At 60.6% G+C, this 24,422-nt stretch carries 23 protein-coding genes; 7 read left to right on the plus strand and 16 right to left on the minus strand.

What is annotated here, in order from left to right; genetic code table 11:
- Positions 1-61: 61 nt before the first annotated feature.
- The 9 genes from ACYZUC_RS19995 to ACYZUC_RS20035 form a co-directional block, all read right to left on the minus strand.
- Positions 62-688 (minus strand): ABC-type transport auxiliary lipoprotein family protein, encoded by a 627-nt coding sequence (locus tag ACYZUC_RS19995; RefSeq protein ID WP_461989878.1) that lies wholly within the window; start codon positions 686-688, stop codon positions 62-64.
- Positions 685-1,623: an MlaD family protein gene (locus ACYZUC_RS20000; RefSeq protein ID WP_461989880.1), complete on the minus strand. Its 939-nt coding sequence runs from the start codon at positions 1,621-1,623 to the stop codon at positions 685-687. The genes ACYZUC_RS19995 and ACYZUC_RS20000 overlap by 4 nt, the downstream gene beginning before the upstream one ends.
- A gap of 1 nt (position 1,624) precedes the next feature.
- A complete protein-coding gene (locus ACYZUC_RS20005; RefSeq protein ID WP_192417834.1) occupies positions 1,625-2,428 on the minus strand; it encodes an ABC transporter ATP-binding protein in 804 nt (267 codons plus the stop codon).
- Positions 2,425-3,573: an ABC transporter permease gene (locus ACYZUC_RS20010; RefSeq protein ID WP_461989882.1), complete on the minus strand. Its 1,149-nt coding sequence runs from the start codon at positions 3,571-3,573 to the stop codon at positions 2,425-2,427. The genes ACYZUC_RS20005 and ACYZUC_RS20010 overlap by 4 nt, the downstream gene beginning before the upstream one ends.
- 54 nt (positions 3,574-3,627) lie before the next feature.
- The gene (locus ACYZUC_RS20015; protein ID WP_192228126.1) at positions 3,628-4,656 is read right to left on the minus strand and encodes a DUF5924 family protein; all 1,029 of its coding nucleotides are present in this window, start codon (positions 4,654-4,656) and stop codon (positions 3,628-3,630) included.
- 207 nt (positions 4,657-4,863) lie between these two features.
- Complete coding sequence (locus ACYZUC_RS20020) at positions 4,864-6,240, minus strand: M16 family metallopeptidase (RefSeq protein WP_461989884.1); 1,377 nt, start codon at positions 6,238-6,240, stop codon at positions 4,864-4,866.
- 165 nt (positions 6,241-6,405) lie between these two features.
- Positions 6,406-8,064: a Na/Pi cotransporter family protein gene (locus tag ACYZUC_RS20025; protein WP_461989886.1), complete on the minus strand. Its 1,659-nt coding sequence runs from the start codon at positions 8,062-8,064 to the stop codon at positions 6,406-6,408.
- Positions 8,065-8,370: 306 nt separating this feature from the next.
- Entirely contained in the window at positions 8,371-9,138 is a 768-nt protein-coding gene (locus ACYZUC_RS20030; RefSeq protein WP_461989888.1) for a TerC family protein, read from the minus strand.
- 85 nt (positions 9,139-9,223) lie between these two features.
- On the minus strand, positions 9,224-10,531 hold the full coding sequence (locus ACYZUC_RS20035) for a CitMHS family transporter (protein WP_192417821.1): 1,308 nt from the start codon (positions 10,529-10,531) through the stop codon (positions 9,224-9,226).
- Between the two features lie 408 nt (positions 10,532-10,939).
- Here ACYZUC_RS20035 and ACYZUC_RS20040 point away from each other — a divergent pair, with 408 nt between their 5' ends.
- Entirely contained in the window at positions 10,940-11,341 is a 402-nt protein-coding gene (locus tag ACYZUC_RS20040; RefSeq protein WP_223480226.1) for a GFA family protein, read from the plus strand.
- Here the strand turns inward: ACYZUC_RS20040 and ACYZUC_RS20045 are convergent, their stop codons facing one another.
- A complete protein-coding gene (locus ACYZUC_RS20045) occupies positions 11,342-11,668 on the minus strand; it encodes a DOPA 4,5-dioxygenase family protein (RefSeq protein WP_461989891.1) in 327 nt (108 codons plus the stop codon).
- Between the two features lie 81 nt (positions 11,669-11,749).
- On the opposite strand from ACYZUC_RS20045, the gene ACYZUC_RS20050 reads away from it, so the two are divergent.
- Positions 11,750-12,412, plus strand: a complete 663-nt coding sequence (locus ACYZUC_RS20050) for an NAD(P)-dependent oxidoreductase (protein WP_461989892.1) — start codon at positions 11,750-11,752, stop codon at positions 12,410-12,412.
- A 51-nt stretch (positions 12,413-12,463) separates the two neighbouring features.
- On the opposite strand, the gene ACYZUC_RS20055 is transcribed toward ACYZUC_RS20050, so the two are convergent.
- The gene (locus ACYZUC_RS20055) at positions 12,464-13,414 is read right to left on the minus strand and encodes a choline sulfate utilization transcriptional regulator (RefSeq protein ID WP_461989894.1); all 951 of its coding nucleotides are present in this window, start codon (positions 13,412-13,414) and stop codon (positions 12,464-12,466) included.
- 114 nt (positions 13,415-13,528) lie between these two features.
- On the opposite strand from ACYZUC_RS20055, the gene betC reads away from it, so the two are divergent.
- From betC to ACYZUC_RS20070, 3 genes are all read left to right on the plus strand, one after another.
- Entirely contained in the window at positions 13,529-15,043 is a 1,515-nt protein-coding gene (betC, locus tag ACYZUC_RS20060) for a choline-sulfatase (RefSeq protein WP_461989896.1), read from the plus strand.
- A gap of 16 nt (positions 15,044-15,059) precedes the next feature.
- Positions 15,060-15,980 carry a choline ABC transporter substrate-binding protein gene (gene choX, locus ACYZUC_RS20065; RefSeq protein WP_461989898.1) on the plus strand — a complete coding sequence of 307 codons (921 nt, stop codon included), beginning with the start codon at positions 15,060-15,062 and terminating at the stop codon, positions 15,978-15,980.
- 174 nt (positions 15,981-16,154) lie between these two features.
- On the plus strand, positions 16,155-17,723 hold the full coding sequence (locus ACYZUC_RS20070) for a SulP family inorganic anion transporter (protein WP_461989900.1): 1,569 nt from the start codon (positions 16,155-16,157) through the stop codon (positions 17,721-17,723).
- Between the two features lie 133 nt (positions 17,724-17,856).
- Here the strand turns inward: ACYZUC_RS20070 and aroE are convergent, their stop codons facing one another.
- Both aroE and hemF read right to left on the minus strand, forming a co-directional pair.
- Positions 17,857-18,678: a shikimate dehydrogenase gene (gene aroE / locus ACYZUC_RS20075; protein WP_461989902.1), complete on the minus strand. Its 822-nt coding sequence runs from the start codon at positions 18,676-18,678 to the stop codon at positions 17,857-17,859.
- Between the two features lie 13 nt (positions 18,679-18,691).
- Positions 18,692-19,606: an oxygen-dependent coproporphyrinogen oxidase gene (gene hemF / locus ACYZUC_RS20080; protein WP_461989904.1), complete on the minus strand. Its 915-nt coding sequence runs from the start codon at positions 19,604-19,606 to the stop codon at positions 18,692-18,694.
- A gap of 180 nt (positions 19,607-19,786) precedes the next feature.
- Here hemF and ACYZUC_RS20085 point away from each other — a divergent pair, with 180 nt between their 5' ends.
- A complete protein-coding gene (locus ACYZUC_RS20085) occupies positions 19,787-20,764 on the plus strand; it encodes an NADPH:quinone reductase (RefSeq protein WP_461989906.1) in 978 nt (325 codons plus the stop codon).
- A 113-nt stretch (positions 20,765-20,877) separates the two neighbouring features.
- On the opposite strand, the gene ACYZUC_RS20090 is transcribed toward ACYZUC_RS20085, so the two are convergent.
- From ACYZUC_RS20090 to ACYZUC_RS20100, 3 genes are all read right to left on the minus strand, one after another.
- The gene (locus ACYZUC_RS20090; RefSeq protein WP_461989908.1) at positions 20,878-21,435 is read right to left on the minus strand and encodes an L-threonylcarbamoyladenylate synthase; all 558 of its coding nucleotides are present in this window, start codon (positions 21,433-21,435) and stop codon (positions 20,878-20,880) included.
- Between the two features lie 54 nt (positions 21,436-21,489).
- Positions 21,490-22,590, minus strand: coding sequence for a DNA-processing protein DprA (gene dprA, locus ACYZUC_RS20095; protein WP_461989910.1), 1,101 nt, complete (start codon positions 22,588-22,590; stop codon positions 21,490-21,492).
- A gap of 80 nt (positions 22,591-22,670) precedes the next feature.
- Positions 22,671-23,696 carry a LysM peptidoglycan-binding domain-containing protein gene (locus tag ACYZUC_RS20100; protein WP_461989912.1) on the minus strand — a complete coding sequence of 342 codons (1,026 nt, stop codon included), beginning with the start codon at positions 23,694-23,696 and terminating at the stop codon, positions 22,671-22,673.
- Positions 23,697-23,868: 172 nt separating this feature from the next.
- Between ACYZUC_RS20100 and def the strand changes: the two genes are divergently transcribed.
- Positions 23,869-24,375 carry a peptide deformylase gene (gene def, locus ACYZUC_RS20105; RefSeq protein ID WP_008027583.1) on the plus strand — a complete coding sequence of 169 codons (507 nt, stop codon included), beginning with the start codon at positions 23,869-23,871 and terminating at the stop codon, positions 24,373-24,375.
- The last annotated feature ends 47 nt before the right edge of the window (positions 24,376-24,422 follow it).

Genomic DNA, 24,422 nt, shown 5'->3' on the forward strand with positions numbered 1-24,422 from the left:
TCGTGCGTACAACGCCGAACCTGTAGGAGCTGGCTTGCCGGCGATAAGGTCCGCAGGACCTTCAGGGTCTAACTGGCGGCGCGACTTTCTGTCCTTGCTCAACCGCCCAATCCACCACCTGCGCCGTCAGCTGATCGCTCGCCAGGCCAAACCCGGCCACCACCGCCGGCACCTTCACATCGCTCAGCGGCTGACGCACTTCGAAGCGGCGGCTGGCGAGAATGCGCTGGTCGTAACCACGCACAAGCAACGCATCCAGACGCACAACGACACTCGCCGCTGTGCCTTGGTATTCAGTCTGGAACGCTTGCAAACTCCCACCCAACTCCAGATCCGCCTGGAAATTGCTGTCATCAGTGCTCAACAACGGCACCCGGCCATCACGCTGGAAACCATCGAGCAGACGATTGCGCAGCAGCACCGGCGCCGGATCGCTCCAGCGTGAAGCCTTGTAGCTGCTGATCAGGTCGCCTTGCGGTATCACGGCGATTTGCGGACTGTTCAACGCCTCGCTGGCCTGCGGTTTGGTGAGGCGCAGTGACCAGCGTTGCTGTGTGCCATAACTGCCCGAAACGCTGCCCTGGACCGAGGGCAACCGATAGACGTCGGACGGTTCGGACTTGGGCAGGATCGAGCAGGCGCCGGTCAGCGCAAAAGCGCCGAGGAGGGCGATGTGAGTCAGCTTCATGGCGTGAACTCCTTGTTCTTGTCATTGCCCAGCAAGTAACCGCTCGGGTTGGCTTCCAGGCGCTGGGAGATGGCGCGCAACGAGGTCAGGGTGTCGCGCAACTCACGTACAGCCGGGGCCAGGCCATTGAGGCCTTGCATGCCGCTGTTGAGCGAATCCTGGTTGTGGGTGAGCAACTTGTTGATGGTCGCGCTGCTTTGTTCCAGCGACTTCATGGCTTGCTCGGCGCTGCCGAACATCTGCTTGCCCTGATCGTTGAGCAAACCGTTGGCGTTGCGCATCAGCGTCGACGTCTGTTCCAGCATCGCACCCGCCTGCTTGCCGACCGATGCCAGTTGCTGCATCGCCTGACGGATGTCACCGCGTTGATCGGCGATGGTGCCGGTGGTTTGTTCCAGGTGTTCGAGGGTCTTGCTGATGCGCTCGACGTTCTCCGACGAAAACATCTGATTGGCGTTGTGCATCAACACGTTCACGCCGGCCATCAGGTCGTTGCTGTCGTTGAGCAAACGGGCGATGGGCGAGGGCGAGGCCACAATCGTCGGCAAGTTGCCGTCGTGCCCCTTGAGCGTCGGGCTCTGCGGTGTACCGCCACTGAGCTGGATGATCGAGGTGCCGGTGATCCCGGTCAGCGCCAGTTTGGCCTGGGTGTCTTCCTTGATCGGCGTATCGCCGCCGAGGCGAATCCGCGCCAGCACGCGGCGCGGGTCTTTGGGGTCCAGGCGCAAGGTCACCACGTCGCCGACCTTGATCCCGCTGTACTGCACGGCGCTGCCCTTGGACAGGCCGCTGACCGCCTCGTTGAAGACGATCTCGTAATCCTTGAACTCGGTGTCGACGCTGGACTTGGCCAGCCACAGGCCGAAGAGCAGGGCGCTTGCCACCACAATCACAGTGAACAGGCCGATCAATATGTGATGGGCTCGGGTTTCCATGTCAGACCTCGTTAAGCTGTTGAGCGGCTGTCAGCGCCGCGCGGCCGCGAGGGCCATGGAAGTATTCGTGAATCCACGCATCGTCGGTTTCCGACACCTTGTCGATGGCGTCCGCCACCAGCACTTTCTTCTGCGCCAACACCGCCACGCGGTCGGTGATGGTGTAGAGCGTGTCGAGGTCGTGGGTCACCAGAAATACACTCAGCCCTAACGCGTCGCGCAGGGTCAGGATCAATTGATCGAAGGCTGCCGCGCCAATCGGATCGAGGCCGGCGGTGGGCTCGTCGAGAAACAGGATGTCCGGGTCCAGCGCCAGCGCCCGGGCCAGCGCCGCGCGCTTGATCATGCCGCCGGACAGCGAAGCGGGGTACTTGTCGGCCGCCGACAGCGGCAACCCGGCCAACGCCAGTTTCACCGCCGCCAGGTGTTCGGCATCGTTGCGGCTCAGGCCGGCGTGTTCGATCAGGGGCAGGGCGACGTTCTCGGTCACCGTCAGCGAAGAGAACAGCGCGCCTTTCTGGAACAGCACACCGAAGCGCCGTTCGACCATCGAGCGCTCGTGTTCGGACAGGGTCGGCAGGTTTTTGCCAAAGACTTTCACCACGCCTTCGCTGGGCTGGCGCAAGCCGACAATGCTGCGCAACAGCACCGACTTGCCACTGCCGGAACCGCCGACCACCGCGAGGATTTCGCCCTTGTACAAATCCAGGTCGAGGTTCTCGTGCACGCTCTGACGACCGAAGCGATTGCACAGCCCACGGACCTCAATCACCGCCTCGGAGGGCGCTCGGGGTAGACGACTCACCAGCCCATCTCCATGAAAAACAGTGCGGCCACGGCGTCGAGCACGATCACCACGAAAATCGACTGCACCACGCTCGACGTGGTGTGCGCCCCAACGGACTCGGCGCTGCCGCTGACCTTGAAGCCTTCAAGGCAACCGATGGCGGCGATGAGGAAGGCGAAGATCGGCGCTTTGACGATGCCGACCAGAAAGTGCTGAACACCGATGTCGGTTTGCAGCAGCGACAAGAACATCGCCGGCGAGATATCGAGCGCCACGGCGCAGACCACGCCACCGCCGACAATCCCCGAGAGCATCGCCACAAAGGTCAGCATCGGCAGCGCCACCAGCAGCGCCAGCACGCGTGGCACCACCAGCAACTCCATCGGATCAAGACCCAAGGTGCGGATGGCGTCGATTTCTTCGTTGGCCTTCATCGAGCCGATCTGCGCGGTAAACGCACTGGCGGTGCGCCCAGCCATCAGGATCGCAGTCAGCAACACACCGAACTCACGGAGGAAGGAGAACGCCACCAGGTCCACGGTGAAGATGCTCGCACCGAAACTCGCCAGCACCGTTGCGCCGAGAAACGCCACCACGGCGCCCACCAGAAAGGTCAGCAGGGCGACGATGGGCGCGGCGTCGAGGCCGGTCTGTTCGATGTGCGCGACCATAGGCGTGATGCGCCAGCGCTTCGGGCGGAACAGCCCACGGGCGATGGTTTCCAGTATCAGACCGACGAAGCCCAGCAGTTGCAGGGTGTCTTGCCAGACGGCATCCACTGCGCGGCCGATACGGGTCAGCAACTGAATGCCGACGCTGATTTCCGGTTCCTTGATCGGTACGCAGAAGTCGGTCATCGAGCAATAAACGGTCTGCAACAACGCACGATCGGCGACAGACAAGGTGCAGTCGGGATGTTCGGCGGATTTGCCGAGACGGTCCGAACCGAGCAACTCCACCAGCAGCGATGCCCCGGCGGTGTCGAGCGCGCCGAGGCCATTGAGGTCGATGTGGGTTTTGTCGTCGTATTGGCCGCGAAGCTTTTCGCTCAGGTCCTTGAGTTCGGCGTAATGGGCAAGCGTCCAGTCACCCGTCACCCGCAACTGAGCGGGGGAGTGAGCGGCGTCCAGTTGGGCATTGCCGGCCATTGTGCTGCTGGTCATAAGCTCCGTGCTTGTTTGGCTGTTACGCAGAGCTACGTAATAGCACGAACCGCATTACTTTTCTTTGGTCGGTGTGCTGTCCGTGATCGTGAAGCGCAACACGCCGATCAATTGACCGTCCTCGGTCAGCACCCGAACCTGCCACTTGCCCGCCGGGTTACCGGGGAAGTTCTGCTTGTGGGTCCAGGCGCGATAGCCTTCCTTGCGCCCACCGTGGATGTCCAGGGCGATACGGTCGACCTCTTTGCCGTTGAACTGCCACACATGGTAAATGCGCTCGTCGAGACCGCGCGGGGCGTTGATCGCGGTGTAGGCGTACAGGCCGTCGCCACGAATCTGCTCGGCGCTGACTTCTTCCAGACTCTTGCCGGGCGTGCGGTCCTGCATCTGGGTGCTGATTGCCACATCGGTCATCCACAACGTCGCCGGCGGCACCCACGAACGCAACACCCAACCCACGCCGCCGATGCCGACGGTGATGCTCAGGATTGCCAGCGCGTTGCGCACGGTGCGAATAGGGAAGATCGACGCCAGGCTCGGGAACGACAGCACGACGGCGGTGCCCAGCGCCAGTTTGAAACTCTGGGAGGTGGTCAGGTGCAGGATGACGGGCAGGGCGGTCAGCAGCGCGGCAAACAGCGTCAGCGTATGCAACGCGAGGAACGCCCAGCGCCGGGGCGCCAGCCACTTGTAGTAGAGCGGATCAGTGATGGAAATCAGCGCGGCGATGCCCAGCAGCCCGGTGAAGAACAACTGGCCGCTGTTCCAGGTGGTGGTGATGAAAAAGAACGGCAGGACGAAAAACAGGCTTTCCTGGTGGATCATCTGCGTCGCATAACGCAGCAACGGCTGGGGAATTTCCCGTTTGAAGATTCGGGTGAAGAGCTTGGTGAGGCTGTTTTCCAGCATCAACCAGATCCAGCTCAACACCATGATGATAGTGATCCACGTCGCCAGGCCTTGCTGACGATCCACCAGCATGAAGCTGCCGACCCCGGAAATGAAACCGCCGAGCGCAATGACCCCGGGATAGCGCTTCATCAGTTCGAGGATGCGCTGTACGAACAAGGTCAGGGTAGGCATTCGGCGGTTCACAATAGTCGTAGGAAAAAACCCCGACAGGTTACCGCCCGGGGGGCGGTGTGGCGAGGGTCAAACCGCATTCACGGATACACGCCGAACTGTAGGAGCCGGCTTGCCGGCGATGGACGCAAGGGCGCCGCGTTTATCCAGTAAACACGCGTTATCGTTAACGATCATCGCCGGCAAGCCGGCTCCTACAGTGATTTGTTACCGTCGACGATGGAGGCGCCAGGCCAACAGGCCCAGCACCATCAAAGCGAACACCCCGGCAATTGCCCACAGCACCTGGTCATAACTCATCAACGGCTTCTCGATCCGCAGATAACCCGGTTGCAGGAGCAATTCGCGCATGGCCTTGTTGGCTTTTTCCAGCGTAACCCCCTGGAGTTCCTTGGCCGGGTCGGCGAAGCGGCCGTCTTCGTAGTCGCTCAACGCGCTCCAGTAGTAATCGGCCAACGCGCTGTTGCCCTGCACGGCCCAGGCCTGGCGCGCGATGGCGGCCTGCTTGAGGCGGTTGAAGGTGTCGGCGTTCAGGCCATCCTTGAGCAACCCGGCCTTCAACTCATCCAGCACCTGTTCCGCCGCCGTCACATCGTCGCGCTCAAGGTCGGCGTTGAGGCTCATGAAACCCACGCCGCCAAACACTTCGCGCTCCGCGGAGGGGCCGTAGGACAAACCATGGGCGAGGCGCATCTGGCGATAGAGCGCCCAGTCCAGATAATCCTTGAGCAGGTCGAAGGTTTCGTCGTGCTGATCCTCCAGCACGGGCTCCGGCACCAGCCAGTGCAACTTGGCCCCCCCGCCTACGAAGCCGTGACTCAACGTGCGCTCATGGGCCGCGCTGGCCTGGATTTGCGGCAGTGGCGGGTGATCGGTTGGGTCAATGGCGTCAAGCTCGCCCCAGGCCCGTTCCAGATAACCCGGCAGCAAGCGATCGAGGTCGCCGACCACGATCAGGGTCATATTGTTGGGCGCGTACCAGGCCTTGCGTACCGTCTCCAGTTGTTCGCGGGTCAGGTGATCGACCTCGGCCCGCTCCGGGCATTTAAGGCCCAGTTCCACGGCCAGTTGATTGCTCGCGGTGTGGCCCAGGTCCTGACGATCCAGCCACCGTTGCAGGTGCGAGTAGTGGCCGCCGTCTTCGCGTTCGACCACTTGCTTGGCGGCGTTGATGGCGTTGTCGTCGATTCGGGTCTGGGTCAACAGCGCCAACAGCAGGTCGAGGACCTTGCGCTGGTTTTTCGCCGGGGCTTCGATGACGAACGTGGTGTCGGCGTTGCTGGTGTAGGCGTTCCACTCACCGCCCAGCGCCTGCATGCGCTCTTCCAGACCACCTTCGCCGGTGGCGTCGATGCCACTGAACAGCAGGTGTTCGAGCAGGTGCGGCAGTTCCTTGTCGGCGCAGCTGAAATCATCGATGCCGACGCCGACCACCAGGCGAATCGCCACATGCCCGCGCTCGGTGCCGGGCTTGAGCAGCAATTGCAGGCCGTTGGGCAGGGTATAGCCCTCGACCTGGAAGCGGTCCAGGGCAAACGAGGGGAATGATCCGAGCAACAGGCAGGCGAACAACAAACAACGCATAACGAGTTTCCATACGGCTGATTGGAGATCCGTGTCGTCAGTCAGGGCCTCTTCGCGAGCAAGCCCGCTCCCACAGAGGAATGCATTTCAAATGTGGGAGCGGGCTTGCTCGCGAATGGCCATCAAGCTGAATACATATAACTGACTGACCACACTGCCAGACGTTCAAGGCGAATGTGTGATGTCAGCCAAATCATCTACAGCGAGCGCACCGGTGTCAGACGTTTCCAGCACCACATAAGCGCTGCTGCAAAACAGAGAGTTCAGACGCTTCATGTCGGCGATCAGCTCCAGGTGCAGCGAGCTGGTCTCGATACTCTGCACAATCTTACGTTGCAACCGGCTGACGTGAGCATGGGCCAGGCGGCGTTCCTGTGCACGAAAGCGACGCTTCTCCCGCAGCAGCTGGCGGGCACTTTCCTTGTCGGCGCTGAGGAACACCGATAACCCCAGGCGCAAATTGGAAATCAGCTGGCTGTGCAGCCCCGCCAATTCGTCCAGGCCGACCTCGGAAAAAGACCGGCGCTGCGAGGTTTTCTGTTGCTGCACCTTGCGCAACATACGCTCGATCAGATCGCTGGCGAGTTTGAGGTTGATCGCCAGTTCGATGATTTCCGCCCAACGCCGACTGTCCTGCTCACTGAGGTCTTCACGGGGCATTTGCGCCAGATAGAGCTTGATCGAGTTGTAGAGCGCATCCACATCATCGGTCAGGCGGCGCATTTCCTGGGTGACGGCAGTTTGCTTGCCTTGCAGCACGTCAAGCATGGCTTGGAGCATGTTGTCGATCAGATCGCCGATGCGCAGGGTTTCCCGGACGGCGTTGGCCAGCGCCAGACTGGGGGTCATCAGCGCCGTCGGGTCAAGGTGCCGCGGCTTGGCCGTGCCGTTGATTTCCGGACGCTCCGGCAAAAGCCAGGCACACAGCCTCGCCATCAGGCCGACCGTCGGCAGCAAGATCAGGCAGCGAGCCGTGTTGTAGAGCAGGTGGACGCCGATGACCATTTCCTGGGGGCTGAAGTCGAGGCTGTCGATCCAGTGCACCAACGGGTCCAGCACCGGAATGATCAGCAACAGACCGATCAGCTTGTACAGCAGGCTCCCGAGCGCCACCTGACGGCCCGCGGCGTTCTGCATGCTGGTGCTCATGAACGCCAGAATGCCGCTGCCAATATTGGCCCCGATCACCAGGCCGATGGCCACCGGCAAGCTGATCACACTGGCACCGGCCAGGGTCGCGGTCAGCAGGACGGCGGCCAGGCTGGAGTAGGAAACCATCGCGAACAGGGCGCCGACCAGGGCGTCGAGCAGGATGTCGCCGGTCAGCGAGGCGAAGATTACTTTCACCCCCTGGGCGTGGGTGATCGGCGTGGCGGCTTCGACAATCAGTTGCAGGGCCAGAATGATCAGGCCCAGACCGATGGCCACCCGGCCCATCTGGCCGAGCCGCGTCTGTTTGCGCGACAGGAAGAAAATCACCCCGAGGAAAATCAGCAGCGGCGACAGCCATGACAAATCGAACGTCAGCACCCGTGCCATCAGCGCGGTACCGACGTCAGCGCCGAGCATGGTCGCCAGCGCTGGCATCAGCGCCATCAGGCCCTGGCCGACAAAGGAAGTGACAAGCATGGCGGTGGCGTTGCTGCTCTGGACCATGGCGGTCACAACTATGCCGGCGATGAACGCCAGCCAGCGCTTGGACATGTTCTGGCCGATCACATGACGCAGGTTGGAACCGTAGACCCGCAGGATGCCGGTTCGGACGATGTGCGTGCCCCAGATCAACAAGGCCACGGCAGATAACAAATTGAGCAGGGTGAGCATAAGGGCCCCCTGTGGTGGTAGCGCCCCAAAGGAGCAAGTTGACGGTGCCGCGCGACTTTCTACGTTGTGTACTTAAGCTGTAGTTGGCTAACGGTCTGGGCGCCAGCATCGCATAGCTAAAGAGGCGATTGAAACAAAACTGTCATGAAAACAGCTTGATGCAGACGTGAAAAAGGGGCCCGAAAGCCCCCTCATATTCGATGTGGGAGCGAGCCTGCTCGCGAAGAGGGCGTGTCAGTCGACATCAATGTTGGCTGACACACCGCTTTCGCGAGCAGGCTCGCTCCCACAGGTTTTACATTCGGCTTATTGCCCAGGAATATCCTTGCGCAGCTTCACCGGATCCTGCTGTTTCTTCTTTTTCGCAATCGCGGTGCGCATCTTGATGTTGATCGCTTCCACCGCCAGCGAGAACGCCATGGCGAAGTAGACGTAGCCTTTTGGCACGTGCACGTCGAAGGATTCGGCAATCAGCACGGTACCGACGATCAGCAGGAACGACAGCGCCAGCATCTTCAGCGACGGGTGCTTGTCGATGAACGAGCTGATGGTGCCGGAAGCCAGCATCATCACCAGCACAGCCACAACGATTGCAGCGACCATGACCGGTACGTGGGAGACCATGCCGACTGCGGTGATCACCGAGTCCAGCGAGAACACGATATCGATGATCGCGATCTGGATGATGGTGTAGAGGAAGTTGCCGCCCTTGCCGCCCGGCTCCTCATTGGTTTCGTCTTCACCTTCCAGCGCGTGGTACATCTCTTGCGAGCTCTTCCACAGCAGGAACAGACCACCGAAGAACAGGATCAGGTCTCGCCCGGAAATGCCCTGGCCGAACACTTCGAACAAGTCTGCGGTGAGGCGCATGACCCAGGTGATCGACAGCAGCAACAGAATCCGCGTGACCATGGCCAGCGCCAGACCGAAGATTCGGGTGCGCGCCTGCATGTGTTTGGGCATGCGGCTGACCAGGATCGAAATCATGATGATGTTATCGATACCCAGGACGATTTCCAGGGCGGTCAGGGTAAAGAAGGCAACCCAGATTTCAGGGTTGGTCAGCCATTCCATGTGTATTCCTTTGAGCGAGTGTTAAACCACAAAGGGCCCAGGCTTCAAACAACGAAGCCTGGACCCGTTATGGTGAGTCTTGGGCTTATAGCGTGCTGAACAGCGGAAAAATCCCCATCAGCAATGCTGCAACCAGTATGCACATGCACACCAGCACTGCCCATTTCAGGGTAAAGCGCTGATGGTCACCGAAGTCGATACCGGCAAGGGCCACCAACAAATAGGTCGATGGTACCAGCGGGCTCAGCAAGTGGACGGGCTGACCGACGATCGAGGCACGTGCCATTTCAACCGCGGTTATACCGTAATGACTGGCCGCTTCGGCAAGTACTGGTAACACGCCGTAATAAAATGCGTCGTTCGACATGAAGAACGTGAACGGCATGCTCACCAGCGCGGTGATCACGGCCAGGTACGGGCCGAGGAAATCCGGGATGACCGCCAACAGGCTCTTCGACATCGCATCAACCATGCCGGTGCCCGACAGGATACCGGTGAAGATGCCTGCCGCGAAGATCAAACCGACCACCGCCAACACACTGCCGGCGTGGGCCGCAACGCGATCCTTCTGCTGTTGCAGGCAAGGATAGTTGACGATCATGGCAATACTGAACGCCACCATGAACAGCACCGGCAGCGGCAAAAGACCCGCGATCAGGGTGCACATCAGTGCGAATGTCAGGGCACCGTTGAACCAGATCAGCTTTGGACGACGGGCGTCCGGGAACTGCGAAACGCTGATTTCGCTGTGGTCGATTTCATCGCCCACCAGGTGCAGTTCACCCAGACGCGCACGTTCACGTTTGCCGTAGAAGTACGCGATGGCCAGGATGGCCAGGACACCGAAAGCCATTGCCGGAATCATCGGTACGAAGATGTCCGACGGGTCCACGTGCAGCGCACTGGCCGCACGGGCAGTCGGACCGCCCCATGGCGTCATGTTCATCACGCCACCGGCGAGGATGATCAGGCCAGCCATAATCCGCGGGCTCATGCCGATGCGGCTGTAGAGCGGCAGCATGGCGGCCACGCAGATCATGTAAGTGGTCGCGCCGTCACCATCGAGGGAGACGACGAGCGCCAGTACGGCGGTGCCGACCGAAACTTTCAACGGGTCGCCCTTGACCAGTTTGAGGATCTTGCGCACGGCCGGGTCAAACAGGCCGGAGTCGATCATCAGGGCGAAGTAGAGGATGGCGAACATCAGCATCACGCCGGTTGGCGCAAGCTTGGTGATGCCTTCGAGCATCATCGGGCCGATCTTCGGCGCAAAACCGCCGAACAGGGCGAAGACGATTGGAATGATGATCAGGGCGATCAGCGCGGACAGGCGCTTGGTCATGATCAGGAACATGAACGTGATGACCATGGCGAAGCCAAGGAAAGTCAGCATGGGAATACTCCAGGCGTAGCGCGGCTAGGGAATGGGCGAACCGGGTGGGTCAGCGCAGAACGGGAAGCACGAGGCGTACGGGCGGAGTTGCGGCGAAGCGGCGGGTAGCAAAGGACATCAGGGTCACCATTGTTGTTGTTAAATGGGCTGTGCGAGCGATAAAACACTGGCATTGGCCGACCGGTCTGTTGCCGGTAGTGGGGGCGATCCTAATCGGGGAAGCTTTCACCCAGCTTTCGCCGATGAAAGCATTGACCGGAAGTGCGACCGGTCGTCGGACGGGGGCAGAGAGATAAACCGGGTTGAGGCCTTCGCGAGCAAGCCCGCTCCCACATTGAAATGCGTTCCCACTGTGGGAGCGGGCTTGCTCGCGAAGGCGTCGGAACATACGCAACAGGAGGAAATGTGATGAACGAACTTCACACAGGCGGCTGCCACTGCGGACATCTGCGCTATCAATTCAGCGGCCCGCTGCACGACATAGCCCACTGCCACTGCTCAATCTGCCGACGAGTCAGCGGCGGGATCGTGACCACCTGGATCACCGTGCCCGCATCGACCTTTGAATGGCTGAAAGGCACACCGGCGCAGTACGCCTCGTCATCCAGTTGCGTACGATATTTCTGCCCGAACTGTGGGGCGCAACTCGCGCTGGTGACCCACCTCAGTCCCGAGAGCATCGACCTGACCATCGCCACCCTCGATCATCCCGAGCAGGCTCCGGCCGAGCGGCACATCTGGACCGACAGCCGTCTGCCCTGGCTGCATCTGGACGAACACCTGCCGGGCGAAGCCGAAGAAACACTCTGATCAAAAAATAGACAGGTCCAGAGGCCGGATCGCCCCCATCCAGATGGCATGTTCGGTGTGGTCGAGCAGATCGTCGCCGGTGTCCGGGTGCAGGAACACCACCAACCCCTTGCGGTTGAGCGCCAGCCACGGCAACACGTCGCCGATGAGTTCCGGCCCGAATGCCAGTTGGCAACTCCAGTCCGGGTGCGGGCCGACCGGACGTTCGTGCACCCGACCCATTTTCAGCGGGAACAGCTGCGCCGCCTGCTCACACAAGGCCCGCGCCTGGTTGATGGTGCTGGCATCGAAATACACGTGGGCGTGGTAGCCCTTGATCTGTTGCATCTGAAACCCTCTGAATCCCTGTCGAACCCTCACCGTCTCCCACAGGTCAAATGCTATACACCCAGGAAACGGAGCCCAGCCATGAAAAATGCCGAAACCCCGGTGGTAAAAGTGGTGCTTTATGGTGCCATGAGTAGCCTGGGCAGTGCGCTGATGGCTGAAATGCTGCGGCGGCAACACGAAGTGATCGCCATCCTCGATGACTTGACGGCACTCGCGCCACGTCCGGGTTTGCGCACCAAGACTGGCGACCTGTTTGAGGCCGAGCGCGTGAAGCAGAGCGTCGCGGGCTGTTCGGCCGTCATCTGTCTATTAGACGCACCAGGCTTGCCGTTCAACAGCGAACACGTTGAAAAAACCATTGTTCCGGGCCCGGTCGAGCAGGTGCTCGCCGTCGATGCGCTGATAGACGGCATGCAGGCTGCCGGCATTGCCCGACTGTTTCTGGTGGGGGATTTCGAGGTGTTGGACGATCCGGAGATCGAGGACCAACTGCAACGCCACGCCGCCGAAGAAATCCGCGAATCCCTGCAAAGCAGTAGGTTGCACTGGACACTGGTGAATGCGCCACGTGGCGTCCCGGGGCTGACGATCGAGCATTTCAGCCACGTCAGCAGCAGCCTGGAACCGAAGCTGGCCGAACCGCTGGACCGCTTGAAACGTGTCGCGATAGGGATCGCCGATGAATTGCACTTCAATCTTCACGTTGGCGAACACGTGAATTTCGTGGCGACTTCAGAGTAGTAAAAAGATCGTCCAAAGGCTCGGGCCGCGTTCGGACGATCTTTTACATGCTCACACCGCAATCGAAGGCAAAGGCAGGCCATTCAGCGATTGCGCACTGCTGGCCTGCTCGGCCATCAACCAATCCACAAACTGTTGAATCAACGCCCCACGCCGTTTGCGTTGGGGCAGGACCACGTAATAGCCAAGCCGCGACATCACTGTTTCAGCAATTGGCCGACACAACAAACCTTGCGCCAGCAAGTTATCCACAAGGTGCCGCCAGCCAATCGCCACGCCCTGGCCGCCAATCGCCGCTTGAATCAACAACGTGTAATTGTCGAATCTCAACTGCCCGGGCGCCGGCGCCGAAGTTATCCCCAACTCACGGAACACGCCACTCCAGTCGAACCAGTTGCTGCTGTTTTCGCCACGCAGGTGCAGCAGCGGAAATTCCAGCAACGATTGTGCAAGCAAGGGCAGGGGACGGTCCTTCAACAACAGTGGGCTGCACACCGGGAACACTTCTTCGCTGAACAGCCAATGGCTTTCGCCCTGTTTAAAACGCCCGTCACCAAACAGCACCGCCACATCAATATCGGTGCGCAGCATGTTGAGGCTGCGTTCGCTGGTGACCAGGCTAACGTCGACGTGAGGATTGGCCGCGTGAAAGCGGTGCAATCGAGGCATCAGCCAGTAAGCGGCGAAGGCAAAATCGGTGGCGACCTGCAACACTTCATGCTGATGCTGTGCACTGATCGCACTTAATCCTGCGTCGATATTCTGCAAACCGAGCTGAACCTGCTCGAAAAGAATCGCCCCGGCCTCGGTCAATTCGATCCCGCGATAAATGCGATCGAACAGCCGTGTGGCGAGTTGATCTTCCAGCCGTTTGATCTGCTGACTGATGGCCGGTTGCGTGGTGCCGAGCTCTACCGCAGCGGCGGTGAAGCTGTGATGGCGGGCGGCCGCTTCGAAGGCGCGGAGCAGATCCAGAGACAAATCACCGAGGGCGTCATACATAAGCTGTGCTTATCCTAGTCATTGCCTGGCATGGGCTTTACCACAAATCACATGGACTCCATGCTCGATTGCAGCACTCTCGCATAAATATTCACTATGGAATGCCGCGATCACATGAAGCGCAAGAATATTCTTTTCATCATGGCCGATCAGATGGCCGCGCCAATGTTGCCGTTCTACGGCCCTTCGCCGATCAAATTGCCCAATCTCAGCCGCCTCGCCGCCGAAGGCGTGGTGTTCGACGCCGCTTATTGCAACAGCCCACTCTGCGCGCCGTCGCGTTTTACCCTGGTCAGCGGTCAGTTGCCGAGCAAGATCGGCGCCTACGATAACGCGGCCGATTTCCCTGCCGACGTGCCCACCTACGCCCACTACCTGCGCCGCCTCGGTTATCGCACCGCGTTGTCCGGGAAAATGCACTTTTGCGGCCCGGACCAACTGCACGGTTACGAAGAACGCCTGACCAGCGACATTTACCCGGCCGACTACGGTTGGGCAGTGAACTGGGACGAACCGGATGTGCGTCCGACCTGGTATCACAACATGTCGTCGGTACTGCAGGCCGGGCCTTGCGTGCGCACCAACCAACTGGATTTCGATGAAGAGGTGGTGTTCAAGGCCCAGCAATACCTGTTCGACCACATTCGTGAGGATGGCGACCAGCCGTTCTGCCTGACCGTGTCGATGACTCACCCACACGACCCGTACACCATTCCCAAGGCTTTCTGGGATCTGTACGACGACGCCGACATCCCGTTGCCCGAAACCCCGGCACAAACCGAGCTCGATCCGCACGCCCAGCGTTTGCTCAAGGTCTACGACCTGTGGGACAAGCCGCTGCCTGTGGATAAGATCCGCGATGCACGCCGGGCCTATTTCGGTGCTTGCAGCTATATCGACAGCAACGTCGGCAAACTTCTGCAAACGCTCGAAGAAACAGGGCTGATCAACGACACGATCATCGTGTTCTCCGGCGACCACGGCGACATGCTCGGCGAGCGCGGCCTCTGGTACAAAATGCATTGGTATGAAATGGCCGCGCGCGTGCCGATGTTGATCAGTTCACCCGGCCAGTTTGGCGCCGGACGGGTCAGCGCAGCGGTTTCCACCGCCGACCTGCTGCCGACGTTTGTCGAGTTGGCCGGCGGCGTTCTGGAACCGGGCTTGCCGCTGGATGGCCGCTCGCTGGTTTCGCACCTGCAAGGGCAGGGCGGTCACGACGAAGTCTTCGGCGAATACATGGCCGAAGGCACCATCAGTCCGCTGATGATGATTCGCCGTGGCGCCTACAAATTTATCTACAGCGAAGACGATCCGTGCCTGCTCTTCGACGTACACAACGACCCGCGTGAACAGGAAGAACTCAGCCAGTCGCCGCAACATCGGCTCCTGTTCGAGGAATTTCTTGCCGAAGCACGGGCCAAATGGAACATCCCGGCGATACACCAACAGGTGCTCGCGAGCCAGCGTCGTCGGCGTTTTGTCGCCGAAGCGCTGACCATCGGCAAGCTGAAGAGCTGGGATCACCAGCCACTGGTGGACGCCAGTCAGCAGTACATGCGCAACCACATCGACCTCGACGATCTGGAGCGTAAAGCACGTTATCCACAACCCTGCCAAAACCAATAATGTTAAGGGGAAGTCCATGCAAAAGTTATCCACAGTACTGACGGTCGGGCTGCTGGCTCTGGGCAGTGCGTCGGCGTATGCCGATCAGAGCTGCGAGACGGTGAAAATGGCCGACCCTGGCTGGAGCGACATCGCCGCAACCAACGCCATCACCGGGTTTCTGCTGGACGGCATGGGCTACAAGCCCAAAGTCGACACCCTCGCGGTGCCGATTACCTTTGGCGGGTTGAAGGATGGCCAGGTCGACGTGTTTCTCGGCAACTGGATGCCGGCGCAGCAGGGTTTCTATGACAAGTTCGTGGCCACCGGCGACGTCACGCAACTGGCGAAGAACCTCGATGGCACCGAATTCACCCTGGCGGTGCCGGATTACGTGTGGGACGCGGGTGTGCATAGCTTCGCCGACCTGAACAAATTCGCCGACAAGTTCGACAAGAAGATCTACGGCATCGGCTCCGGCGCCCCGGCGAACATCTCGCTGCAAGACATCATCAAGAAGAACGACTTCGACATGGGCCAGTGGAAACTGGTCGAGTCCAGCGAACAGGCGATGCTGGCCGAAGTGTCTCGTGCGGTGAAGAAACAGAAATTCGTGACCTTCCTCGGCTGGACGCCGCACCCGATGAACGTGCAGCTGAAAATGCATTATCTGAAGGGCGGCGAGAAATACTTCGGCGACACCGGCAGCGTTCATACCCTGACCCGCAAGGGTTACGCCGAGGCCTGCCCGAATGTGGGCAAGTTGCTGACCAACCTGAGTTTCACCCAGGAGATGGAAAACAGCATCATGGCGGATGTGGTGAACAAGAAGGTCAGCAATGCGGATGCGGCCAAGGCGTGGATCAAGGCCAATCCGGCGGTGCTGGATAAATGGCTGGAAGGTGTGAAGACCGCAGACGGCAAGGATGCGTTGCCGGCGGTAAAAGCCAAGTTGTAAGTGATCCTCTGTAGGAGCGAGGCTTGCCCGCGAAGAACGATAACGCGGTTCTTTAGAAAAACCGCGTTATCGTTCTTCGCGGGCAAGTCGGATCGCCGCATCGCTCGCTCCTACAAAGGGAAGGATCGTCGTCTGTCCTGATACCCTTGCGCAAACTCCTACCCGAGAGGACCCATGGCCTTCCCCAGCCGCCATTCACTCTTCCCCTTCCTCACGTGGTTGCCCCGGCAGACCCGCGCCAGCGTCGGCCGTGACCTGATCGTCGGCCTCAGCGGCGCCATTCTCGCGTTGCCGCAATCCATCGCCTACGCGCTGATCGCCGGTCTCCCACCGGAATACGGCTTGTACGCCGCGATCATCCCGGTGCTGATCGCCTGCCTCTGGGGTTCATCGTGGCATTTGATCTGTGGGCCTACGGCAGCGATCTCCATCGTCCTGTTCGCCAGTGTCAGTCCTCTGGCCGTCCCTGCGTCCAAGGACTACATCACACTGATCCTGCTGCTGACGCTGCTCGCCGGCATTTTCCAGTGGCTACTGGGTTTGCTGCGGTTCGGCGCGCTGGTGAATTTCGTCTCGCACTCGGTGGTATTGGGCTTCACCCTCGGCGCCGCCGTGGTGATTGCCATCGGTCAAATGCCCAACCTGCTGGGGCTGGACTTGCCCAGCCAGGCCACCGCGCTGGACAGCTTTTTGATGCTGCTGCAGCACCTCGATGCGGTGGATAAACCCTCGCTCGGGCTGGGGCTGGCAACAGTCGTCGTCGGCATAATCCTGAAAGGGTTGCTGCCTCGCTGGCCGACGCTGCTGATCACCCTGATCCTGGCCGGGCTGCTGGTTTGGCTGTGGCCATCGATGTTCGGCCACGTGAACCTGGTGAGCGCGTTTGTCGGGCGGTTGCCGCCCTTCAGCCCGTTACCACTGGATCTGGACATGATTTTGCGATTGCTGCCCAGCGCAGTAGCGGTGGGGATGCTCGGGCTGGTGACGAGCTTGTCGATTGCCCGTTCCTTGTCGGCGCGCTCGCAGCAATTGCTCGATGCCAATCAGGAAGTCCGCGCGCAGGGTTTATCGAACATGGTCGGTGCGTTTTTTTCCGGTTCGCTTTCAGCCGGTTCCTTCACCCGTTCCGGCCTCAGCTACGAAGCGGGTGCCTGTTCGCCAATGGCGGGGGTGTTTTCCGCGTTATGGGTGGCGCTGTTTGCGATCTTCGGCGCCAGCCTGATTGCGCATATTCCGATCCCGGCCATGGCCGGCAGCATCCTGTTGATCGCCTGGGGGTTGGTCGATCATCGCGGCATTCGCGCGTTGTTAAGGGTCAGCCGCGCCGAGTTCGTGGTGATGGCGCTGACCTGTGTCGCCACGCTGCTGCTGGAATTGCAGACAGCGATCTATGCCGGCGTGCTCGCGTCGTTGTTTTTCTACCTCAAGCGCACCTCGCAACCACGGGTGCAGCATTGGCGCGACGGAGATGAAGACATTCTGCGGGTCGGCGGCTCGATCTTTTTCGGCGCCAGTCATTACCTGCAAGTGCGCCTGCAACGCATGCAAGGTGCGCGGGTGGTGATCGAGGCGCAGCAGATCAACTTCATCGACTATTCGGGGGTGGAAATGCTGCACCAGGAAGCGCGGCGACTACGCAAACAGGACCGTAGCCTGACCTTGCGCGGGGCGCGACCGCCAGTGGTGGAGGAGTTGCGAAAGCTGGAAGGTGCGGAGAAATGCCCGATTCATTTCGAAGATTGAAACACACCCATCTCCGGACAATGACCGCGATCACGGCATACCAACCAACTGTAGGAGCCGGCTTGCTGGCGATTCAACGATAACGCGGTTTGCCTGATACACCGCGGCGCGCCCATCGCCAGCAAGCCGGCTCCTACAAGGCCAGTTGGCGGCGCAGTTCGGCCAGCACCGGCCCGGTTTCCGGGCGTACGCCGCGCCACAGCAAGAAGGCTTCTGCCGCTTGCTCAGCGAGCATCCCCAAACCATCCATCGACACGGCAGCGCCATGCGCCGTAGCCCAACGGCAGAACGAGGTCGGTTCCTTGCCGTACATCATGTCGTAGCAAACCGTCTTGCCCGGCTCGATCAGGCTGCCCGCAATCGGCGGTACATCGCCTGACAAACTGGCCGATGTCGCGTTGATGATCAGGTCCACCGATTCCTGCAACCAGTCGAAACCACTGGCCGACACCGGCCCCAGATCTGCGAACAACTCAGCCAGCAGCTCGGCTTTTTCCACCGTGCGGTTGGCGATGATCACCGAGGCGGGTTGCTCGGCCAGCAGTGGCTCCAGCGCACCGCGCACTGCGCCGCCGGCGCCTAGCAGCAGGATGCGTTTACCCTTGAGGCTGAAACCGGCGTTGACCGTCAGGTCCCGCACCAGCCCGGCACCATCGGTGTTGTCGCCCAGCAGCGTGCCATCGGCGAGCTTGCTCAGGGTGTTCACCGCGCCAGCCCGCTGCGCTCGCGCCGTCAAACTGTCGGCCAGACGGAACGCCTCTTCCTTGAACGGCACCGTCACGTTCGCCCCGCGACCTTCCAGGAAAAACTCCCGGGCAAAGTCGGAAAAATCGTCGAGCGGTGCCAGCGAAGTGCTGTAGTCCAGTTGCTGAGCGGTCTGCTCGGCGAACAGACGATGGATCAACGGCGACTTGCTGTGGCCAATCGGGTTACCGAATACGACGTAACGGTCCATCAGGATTCCTCGTTCAGCCCTTGGCCAACCAATCGCGGTCTTGCAGGAAGTACTCGGTCAGGCGTGCTTCTTCGCTGCCGGGCTCGGCTTTCCAGTCATAGCTCCAGCGAACTTGCGGCGGCAACGACATGAGGATCGACTCGGTGCGCCCACCCGATTGCAGGCCGAACAGCGTGCCACGGTCGTAAACCAGGTTGAACTCGACGTAACGGCCACGGCGAAATTCCTGAAACTCGCGCTGTTTTGCAGTGAACGCATCATTTTTGCGGCGTTGCACGATCGGCAGGTAGGCGTCGATGTAAGCGTCACCGATAGCACGCATGAAAGCGAAGCTGGTGTCGAAATCCCACTCGTTCAAATCATCGAAGAACAGGCCGCCGATGCCGCGCGGTTCGTGGCGATGCTTGATGTGGAAATAGCTGTCGCACCAGGCTTTGTAGCGCGAATAGACGTCCGGACCGAACGGCGCGCAGGCCTGTTCGGCGACACGGTGCCAATGCACGCAGTCCTCTTCATTGCCGTAATAAGGGGTCAGGTCGAAGCCGCCGCCGAACCACCAGACCGGTTCTTCGCCTTCTTTTTCGGCGATGAAAAAGCGCACGTTGGCGTGGGAAGTCGGCACATGCGGATTGTGCGGGTGAATCACCAGCGACACGCCCAGAGCTTCAAAGCCACGGCCGGCCAGTTCCGGTCGATGCGCGCTGGCGGACGGTGGGAGACCGCTGCCAAACACGTGGGAAAAGTTGACGCCGCCCTTTTCGATGACCGCGCCGTTCTCGATCACACGGGTGCGACCGCCACCGCCGGCAGGCCGGGTCCAGGCGTCTTCGACGAATTGCGTGCCGCCGTCTTCGGCTTCCAGGGCAGCGCAAATGCGGTCTTGCAGGTCGAGCAGGTAGGCTTTTACGGCCTCGGTGCGGGTCGTCATGTCTTCACCTTGAATCGGGCAAAACTACGCGGCGCTCAATTGGAGCGGGGGCCGGCGCAAATGGGCGCGTAGCATAACATTGCAGATGGACTCGCCACAGTTGACGGGGATCAAGCTTGGGAGTTCGATAGGGCGCTTGGCACTACACCTCTAGTAGCTAAAGACCTAAGGAGAGTTCTGATGGCAAAGCGTATCCAGTTCCGCGCCCATGGCGGCCCCGAAGTGCTCGAGTATGTGGATTACCAACCGGCCGAGCCCGGCCCGCAGCAAGTGCGCGTTACCAACAAGGCCATCGGCCTGAACTTCATCGACACCTATTTCCGCAGCGGCCTCTATGCGCCGCCGGCCTTGCCGTCGGGCCTGGGCGCTGAAGGTGCAGGCGTGGTCGAGGCGGTGGGCAGCGAAGTCACCCGCTTCAAGGTCGGTGATCGCGTGGCGTACGGCAGTGGCCCGTTAGGTGCCTACAGCGAAGTTCACGTATTGCCGGAAGCCAATCTGGTGCACCTGCCGGATGCGATCAGCTTCGAACAGGCCGCCGGGGTGATGCTCAAGGGCCTCACCGTGCAGTACCTGCTGCGTCAGACCTATGAACTCAAGGGTGGCGAAACCATTCTGTTTCACGCCGCTGCCGGGGGTGTCGGCTCGCTGGCCTGCCAATGGGCCAAGGCGCTGGGCGTGAAGTTGATCGGCACGGTCAGCTCGCCGGAGAAAGCCGCGCTGGCGAAGGCCAATGGTGCGTGGGCGACCATCGACTACAGCCACGAGAACGTCGCACAACGCGTACTGGAATTGACCGACGGCAAAAAAGTCCCGGTGGTGTACGACGGTGTCGGCAAAGACACCTGGCTGACTTCGCTGGATAGCGCAGCGCCTCGGGGCCTGGTGGTGAGTTTTGGCAACGCTTCGGGCGCGGTGGACGGGGTAAACCTGGGGATTCTGTCGGCAAAGGGTTCGTTGTACGTGACCCGACCAACACTGGCGACTTATGCCAACAACGCTGAAAACCTGCAGCGGATGGCGGATGAGTTGTTTGAGATGATCATCAGCGGGAAGCTGAAGGTGGAGATCAGCCAGAAGTATTCACTGGCTGACGCGGCGAAGGCGCAGACCGAGTTGTCGGCGCGGCGGACCACGGGGTCGACCGTTCTTTTGCCTTGAGGGCCTCTTCGCGGGCAAGCCTCGCTCCTACAGGTTCAGCGTCGTACACATATTATGTGAACGACCAAAATCCTGTAGGAGCTGGCTTGCCAGCGATGAACGATGACGCGGTCTCAACCCGGGCGAATGACGTTCCCGGTCGCCAGATCGCGAATCACGCTCGGATTCTTGCGCCCACCGAGGTTGCCGCCAAGAATCAAATCAAGCTGCCCGCGGAAATACTGCTCCACGCGAATCCGCGTCCGCGCCGCCGGCCGTCCTTGAGGGTTGGCCGAAGTCGACACCAACGGCCCGACCACCGCGCACAAGTCCCGCACCAACGGATGATCGCTGACCCGCAGCGCCACTGTTTCATGCACGCCGGTGATCCACTGCGGCAACTGATTCCGATGCGGCACCAGCCAGGTATTCGGCCCCGGCCAGGTGCTCGCCATCCGATCCATCCACAGCTCAGGGAAATCTTCGAACAGGAAGTCGAACTGACGAATGTTGTCGGCGACCAGAATCAGGCCCTTGTCCACCGACCGGCCCTTGAGCATCAGCAGACGCTCGACCGCTTCTTCGTCCCACGGGTCGCAACCCAGGCCCCAGACCGCCTCGGTTGGATAGGCAATCACCGCCCCTGCGCGAATGGCTTGCGCGGCTTGTTGCACACGCCAACTGTTGACCATGAAAAACTCTCCGGAATAAGGCTCTGCGCAGTTTACCGATGTTCCTTATAAAACCTAGCTCACCCGCGCAAACCAGCGCCCGCTTTCGCAGACCGCCCGGCCGTCCATTTCCAGTTCCGTCAGCGCCGCCAGCACTTTGGGCAGCGCCCAGCCGCTGGAGACGGACAACGCTTCACTGGTGTGCGGCGCCGCGTGCAGCAGCATCAACAGCGGATGTGTCACCGACGGTGCCTGCATGGCTAACGGCAACTGCTGCCAGCCGCGCAACGCCTCGAGGATATGTTCGATGGTTTCCACCAGCATCGCGCCGTCGCGAATCAGCTGATGACAGCCCTTGGCGCCGGGATGATGGATCGATCCCGGAATCGCATACACCTCACGACCTTGTTCCGCCGCCAGCCTCGCGGTAATCAAGGAGCCGCTGGCGACACTGGCCTCGACCACCAGCACGCCGAGGGACAAACCACTGATGATTCGATTGCGTCGCGGGAAGTTGCTGGCCGTAGGCCCGGCGTCCAGCGGGAACTCTGAAAGCACCGCGCTTCCCGACGCAATCATGGCATCGGCAAGCCTGCGGTTGCGCTGTGGATAAAACTTTTCAAGTCCCGTGCCAAGTACGCCGACCGTTTGCCCGCCCACGTCCAGAGCGGCTTGATGCGCGGCGGCATCGATCCCCAGCGCCAGACCGCTGGTGATGACAAAACCGGCGCCAGCCAGACTGCGCGAAAACGCGGCGGCCGTGTCCATCCCCGGACGGGAAGCGCGACGACTGCCGACCATCGCCAATTGCGGTTTTTCCAGTATGCCCGGATCGCCCGCGACGAATAGCAGTGGCGGCGCGTCGCTGATTTCCGCCAGCAATGCCGGGTAGTCAGGCTGGTCCCACATCAGTAAATGCTGGCCGGGACGGTCTAGCCAGGCCAATGCGTGGCTGGCGCCGTCCCGGACATCATCGGTACGGCGAGCCTCGGCGCAAGCAAGCGGCAAGCCCAGCGAACGCCAGGCACTGGCCGGCGCGCTGATGGCTTTGGACGCCGAGCCGAAGGCTTCGAGCAGTTTCCTGAAACGCGCAGGACCGAGTTCCGGCAAACGATGCAGACGTAAACGGGCTTCCAGTTCCGCAGGGGAAACCGGTGTAACAGCAGGCAGCGACATGGATCATCCTTGATCGTTATGAGCCCCGTTCAAACGGGAATAAGCTGTGGATAACTCTGTTGGTAACTTGTGGAGCCTGCTTACGGATTTCGCACCTTGTCCATCACCGCCAAGGAGCGCGATGCGGTGAGCACCAATCCGTAACTGAGTTTGTCGTAGGTGCGGAACACCATCAGCAAACCGGCGCGTTCATCGGGGATTTTCAGAGGCTGGCCGGAGACCCGGTCGCGCACGGTTTCGCCGGTTTTCATCACCACCAATACGTTGCCTTCGGCGAGACCGTCGCGTTGGCCCCGGTTCAGCGTGACGACATCCATCGCGCCGATCTGGGTAACCCCGCGCGGTACGTCGATGATCAGGCCGTTGATCGGGGTTTTTGGCGCACTGGGCATGAAGGTCGAGTTGATCGATCGTTCCTCACCGCTGAACAAGCGATCGCCGAGGCGCACTTCCTGAGTGGTGCGTTGCAGTGCAAGCGTCGCGACATCACCCTCGGTTGCAACAATTTCACCGCCGCCGATGTCGTCGGCATTGATCCCCAGGAACTCCTTGCTCTCGGGGTCGGTATAAACCTTACCTTGGCGGAAGATGCCGTAGACCGGCTGGTTCGGATCGAAATGGCCGCGGGCGAAGATGCGATCTCCGGTGCCGCTGAGCACCCGTTCGGCATCGCCGGCGACGATGTAAGGCGCCTTGTCGAAATCCTCGACCTTGTCGACGATGCGGTTGCTCAGCAGAAAACTGTTGATCGACTGCAACGGAATGCTCGGGATGGCGTTCGCCACCGGCGAACTGCGCACCTGTGGCGAGAGCTTGATGGTGCCCCGGGTAGCCCCGCGATTGAGGGTCAGACGCGGCTGACCGTCAACGTAGACCAGCGACAGCAAATCGCCGGGGTAGATCAGATTGGGGTTCTGGATCTGCGGATTGGCTTGCCACAGCTCCGGCCACTTCCACGGCTCACGGAGGAATTTCCCGGAAATGTCCCAGAGTGTGTCACCCGCCGCCACTGTGTATTGCTGTGGAAAACCTTCCTTGAGTTGCACTTGCCCATGCGCCAAACCGGCCGAGGCCAGAAGGAGCAAGGCGAGTAGTGATTTCCTCATGCGGTGAATCCCTTTATTATGTGCGTTCGCGTGAAACGCCAGAGCCCTCGTGGCTCGCTCCCGACTCTTCACTGAAAAGAAAAGGGAGCTACGCTTCACAACGGTAGCCTGCATCTTCGGACCTGCCAGGCCATCGACCCGACTTTACCTCACACGTGCAGCAATCAAGCTTATGGCCATTTTAGACATCCTCGAATTCCCCGACTCGCGCCTGCGCACTATCGCCAAACCTGTGGCCGTAGTGGACGACGAAGTGCGTCAGTTGGTCGATGATATGTTTGAAACAATGTATGAAGCGCCAGGCATCGGCCTCGCCGCGACCCAGGTCAACGTGCACAAACGTATCGTCGTGATGGACCTCTCCGAAGACCGCACCGAACCGCGGGTGTTCATCAACCCCGAGTTCGAGCCCCTGACCGACGAGATGGAGCAATACCAGGAAGGCTGCCTCTCGGTGCCGGGTTTCTACGAAAACGTCGATCGCCCGCAGAAGGTCAAGGTCAAGGCCCTGGACCGCGACGGCCAGCCTTACGAACTGATCGCCGAAGGCCTGCTCGCCGTGTGCATCCAGCATGAATGCGACCACCTCAACGGCAAATTGTTCGTCGACTACCTGTCGAATCTCAAACGTGACCGAATCAAGAAGAAACTGGAAAAGCTCCATCGCCAGAACGCTTGATGCCCTCCTTTCAAAGGCTTGCTGCGGCAAGCCTTTTTCTTTTGCGA

It is taken from the genome of Pseudomonas sp. GT1P32, from assembly GCF_054897805.1.

Excerpts from the sequence above, each read along its gene's own strand:
- ACYZUC_RS20015 (WP_192228126.1), bottom strand. The coding sequence starts at position 4,656 with ATGCCTACCCTGACCTTGTTCGTACAGCGCATCCTCGAACTGATGAAG.
- betC (WP_461989896.1), top strand. The coding sequence starts at position 13,529 with ATGAAGCGCAAGAATATTCTTTTCATCATGGCCGATCAGATGGCCGCG.
- choX (WP_461989898.1), top strand. The coding sequence starts at position 15,060 with ATGCAAAAGTTATCCACAGTACTGACGGTCGGGCTGCTGGCTCTGGGC.
- ACYZUC_RS20085 (WP_461989906.1), top strand. The coding sequence starts at position 19,787 with ATGGCAAAGCGTATCCAGTTCCGCGCCCATGGCGGCCCCGAAGTGCTC.
- ACYZUC_RS20050 (WP_461989892.1), top strand. The coding sequence starts at position 11,750 with ATGAAAAATGCCGAAACCCCGGTGGTAAAAGTGGTGCTTTATGGTGCC.
- ACYZUC_RS20035 (WP_192417821.1), bottom strand. The coding sequence starts at position 10,531 with ATGCTGACTTTCCTTGGCTTCGCCATGGTCATCACGTTCATGTTCCTG.
- ACYZUC_RS19995 (WP_461989878.1), bottom strand. The coding sequence starts at position 688 with ATGAAGCTGACTCACATCGCCCTCCTCGGCGCTTTTGCGCTGACCGGC.
- ACYZUC_RS20045 (WP_461989891.1), bottom strand. The coding sequence starts at position 11,668 with ATGCAACAGATCAAGGGCTACCACGCCCACGTGTATTTCGATGCCAGC.
- aroE (WP_461989902.1), bottom strand. The coding sequence starts at position 18,678 with ATGGACCGTTACGTCGTATTCGGTAACCCGATTGGCCACAGCAAGTCG.
- hemF (WP_461989904.1), bottom strand. The coding sequence starts at position 19,606 with ATGACGACCCGCACCGAGGCCGTAAAAGCCTACCTGCTCGACCTGCAA.
- ACYZUC_RS20040 (WP_223480226.1), top strand. The coding sequence starts at position 10,940 with ATGAACGAACTTCACACAGGCGGCTGCCACTGCGGACATCTGCGCTAT.
- ACYZUC_RS20100 (WP_461989912.1), bottom strand. The coding sequence starts at position 23,696 with ATGAGGAAATCACTACTCGCCTTGCTCCTTCTGGCCTCGGCCGGTTTG.
- ACYZUC_RS20000 (WP_461989880.1), bottom strand. The coding sequence starts at position 1,623 with ATGGAAACCCGAGCCCATCACATATTGATCGGCCTGTTCACTGTGATT.
- def (WP_008027583.1), top strand. The coding sequence starts at position 23,869 with ATGGCCATTTTAGACATCCTCGAATTCCCCGACTCGCGCCTGCGCACT.
- ACYZUC_RS20010 (WP_461989882.1), bottom strand. The coding sequence starts at position 3,573 with ATGACCAGCAGCACAATGGCCGGCAATGCCCAACTGGACGCCGCTCAC.
- ACYZUC_RS20025 (WP_461989886.1), bottom strand. The coding sequence starts at position 8,064 with ATGCTCACCCTGCTCAATTTGTTATCTGCCGTGGCCTTGTTGATCTGG.
- ACYZUC_RS20070 (WP_461989900.1), top strand. The coding sequence starts at position 16,155 with ATGGCCTTCCCCAGCCGCCATTCACTCTTCCCCTTCCTCACGTGGTTG.
- ACYZUC_RS20020 (WP_461989884.1), bottom strand. The coding sequence starts at position 6,240 with ATGCGTTGTTTGTTGTTCGCCTGCCTGTTGCTCGGATCATTCCCCTCG.
- ACYZUC_RS20030 (WP_461989888.1), bottom strand. The coding sequence starts at position 9,138 with ATGGAATGGCTGACCAACCCTGAAATCTGGGTTGCCTTCTTTACCCTG.
- ACYZUC_RS20090 (WP_461989908.1), bottom strand. The coding sequence starts at position 21,435 with ATGGTCAACAGTTGGCGTGTGCAACAAGCCGCGCAAGCCATTCGCGCA.
- dprA (WP_461989910.1), bottom strand. The coding sequence starts at position 22,590 with ATGTCGCTGCCTGCTGTTACACCGGTTTCCCCTGCGGAACTGGAAGCC.
- ACYZUC_RS20055 (WP_461989894.1), bottom strand. The coding sequence starts at position 13,414 with ATGTATGACGCCCTCGGTGATTTGTCTCTGGATCTGCTCCGCGCCTTC.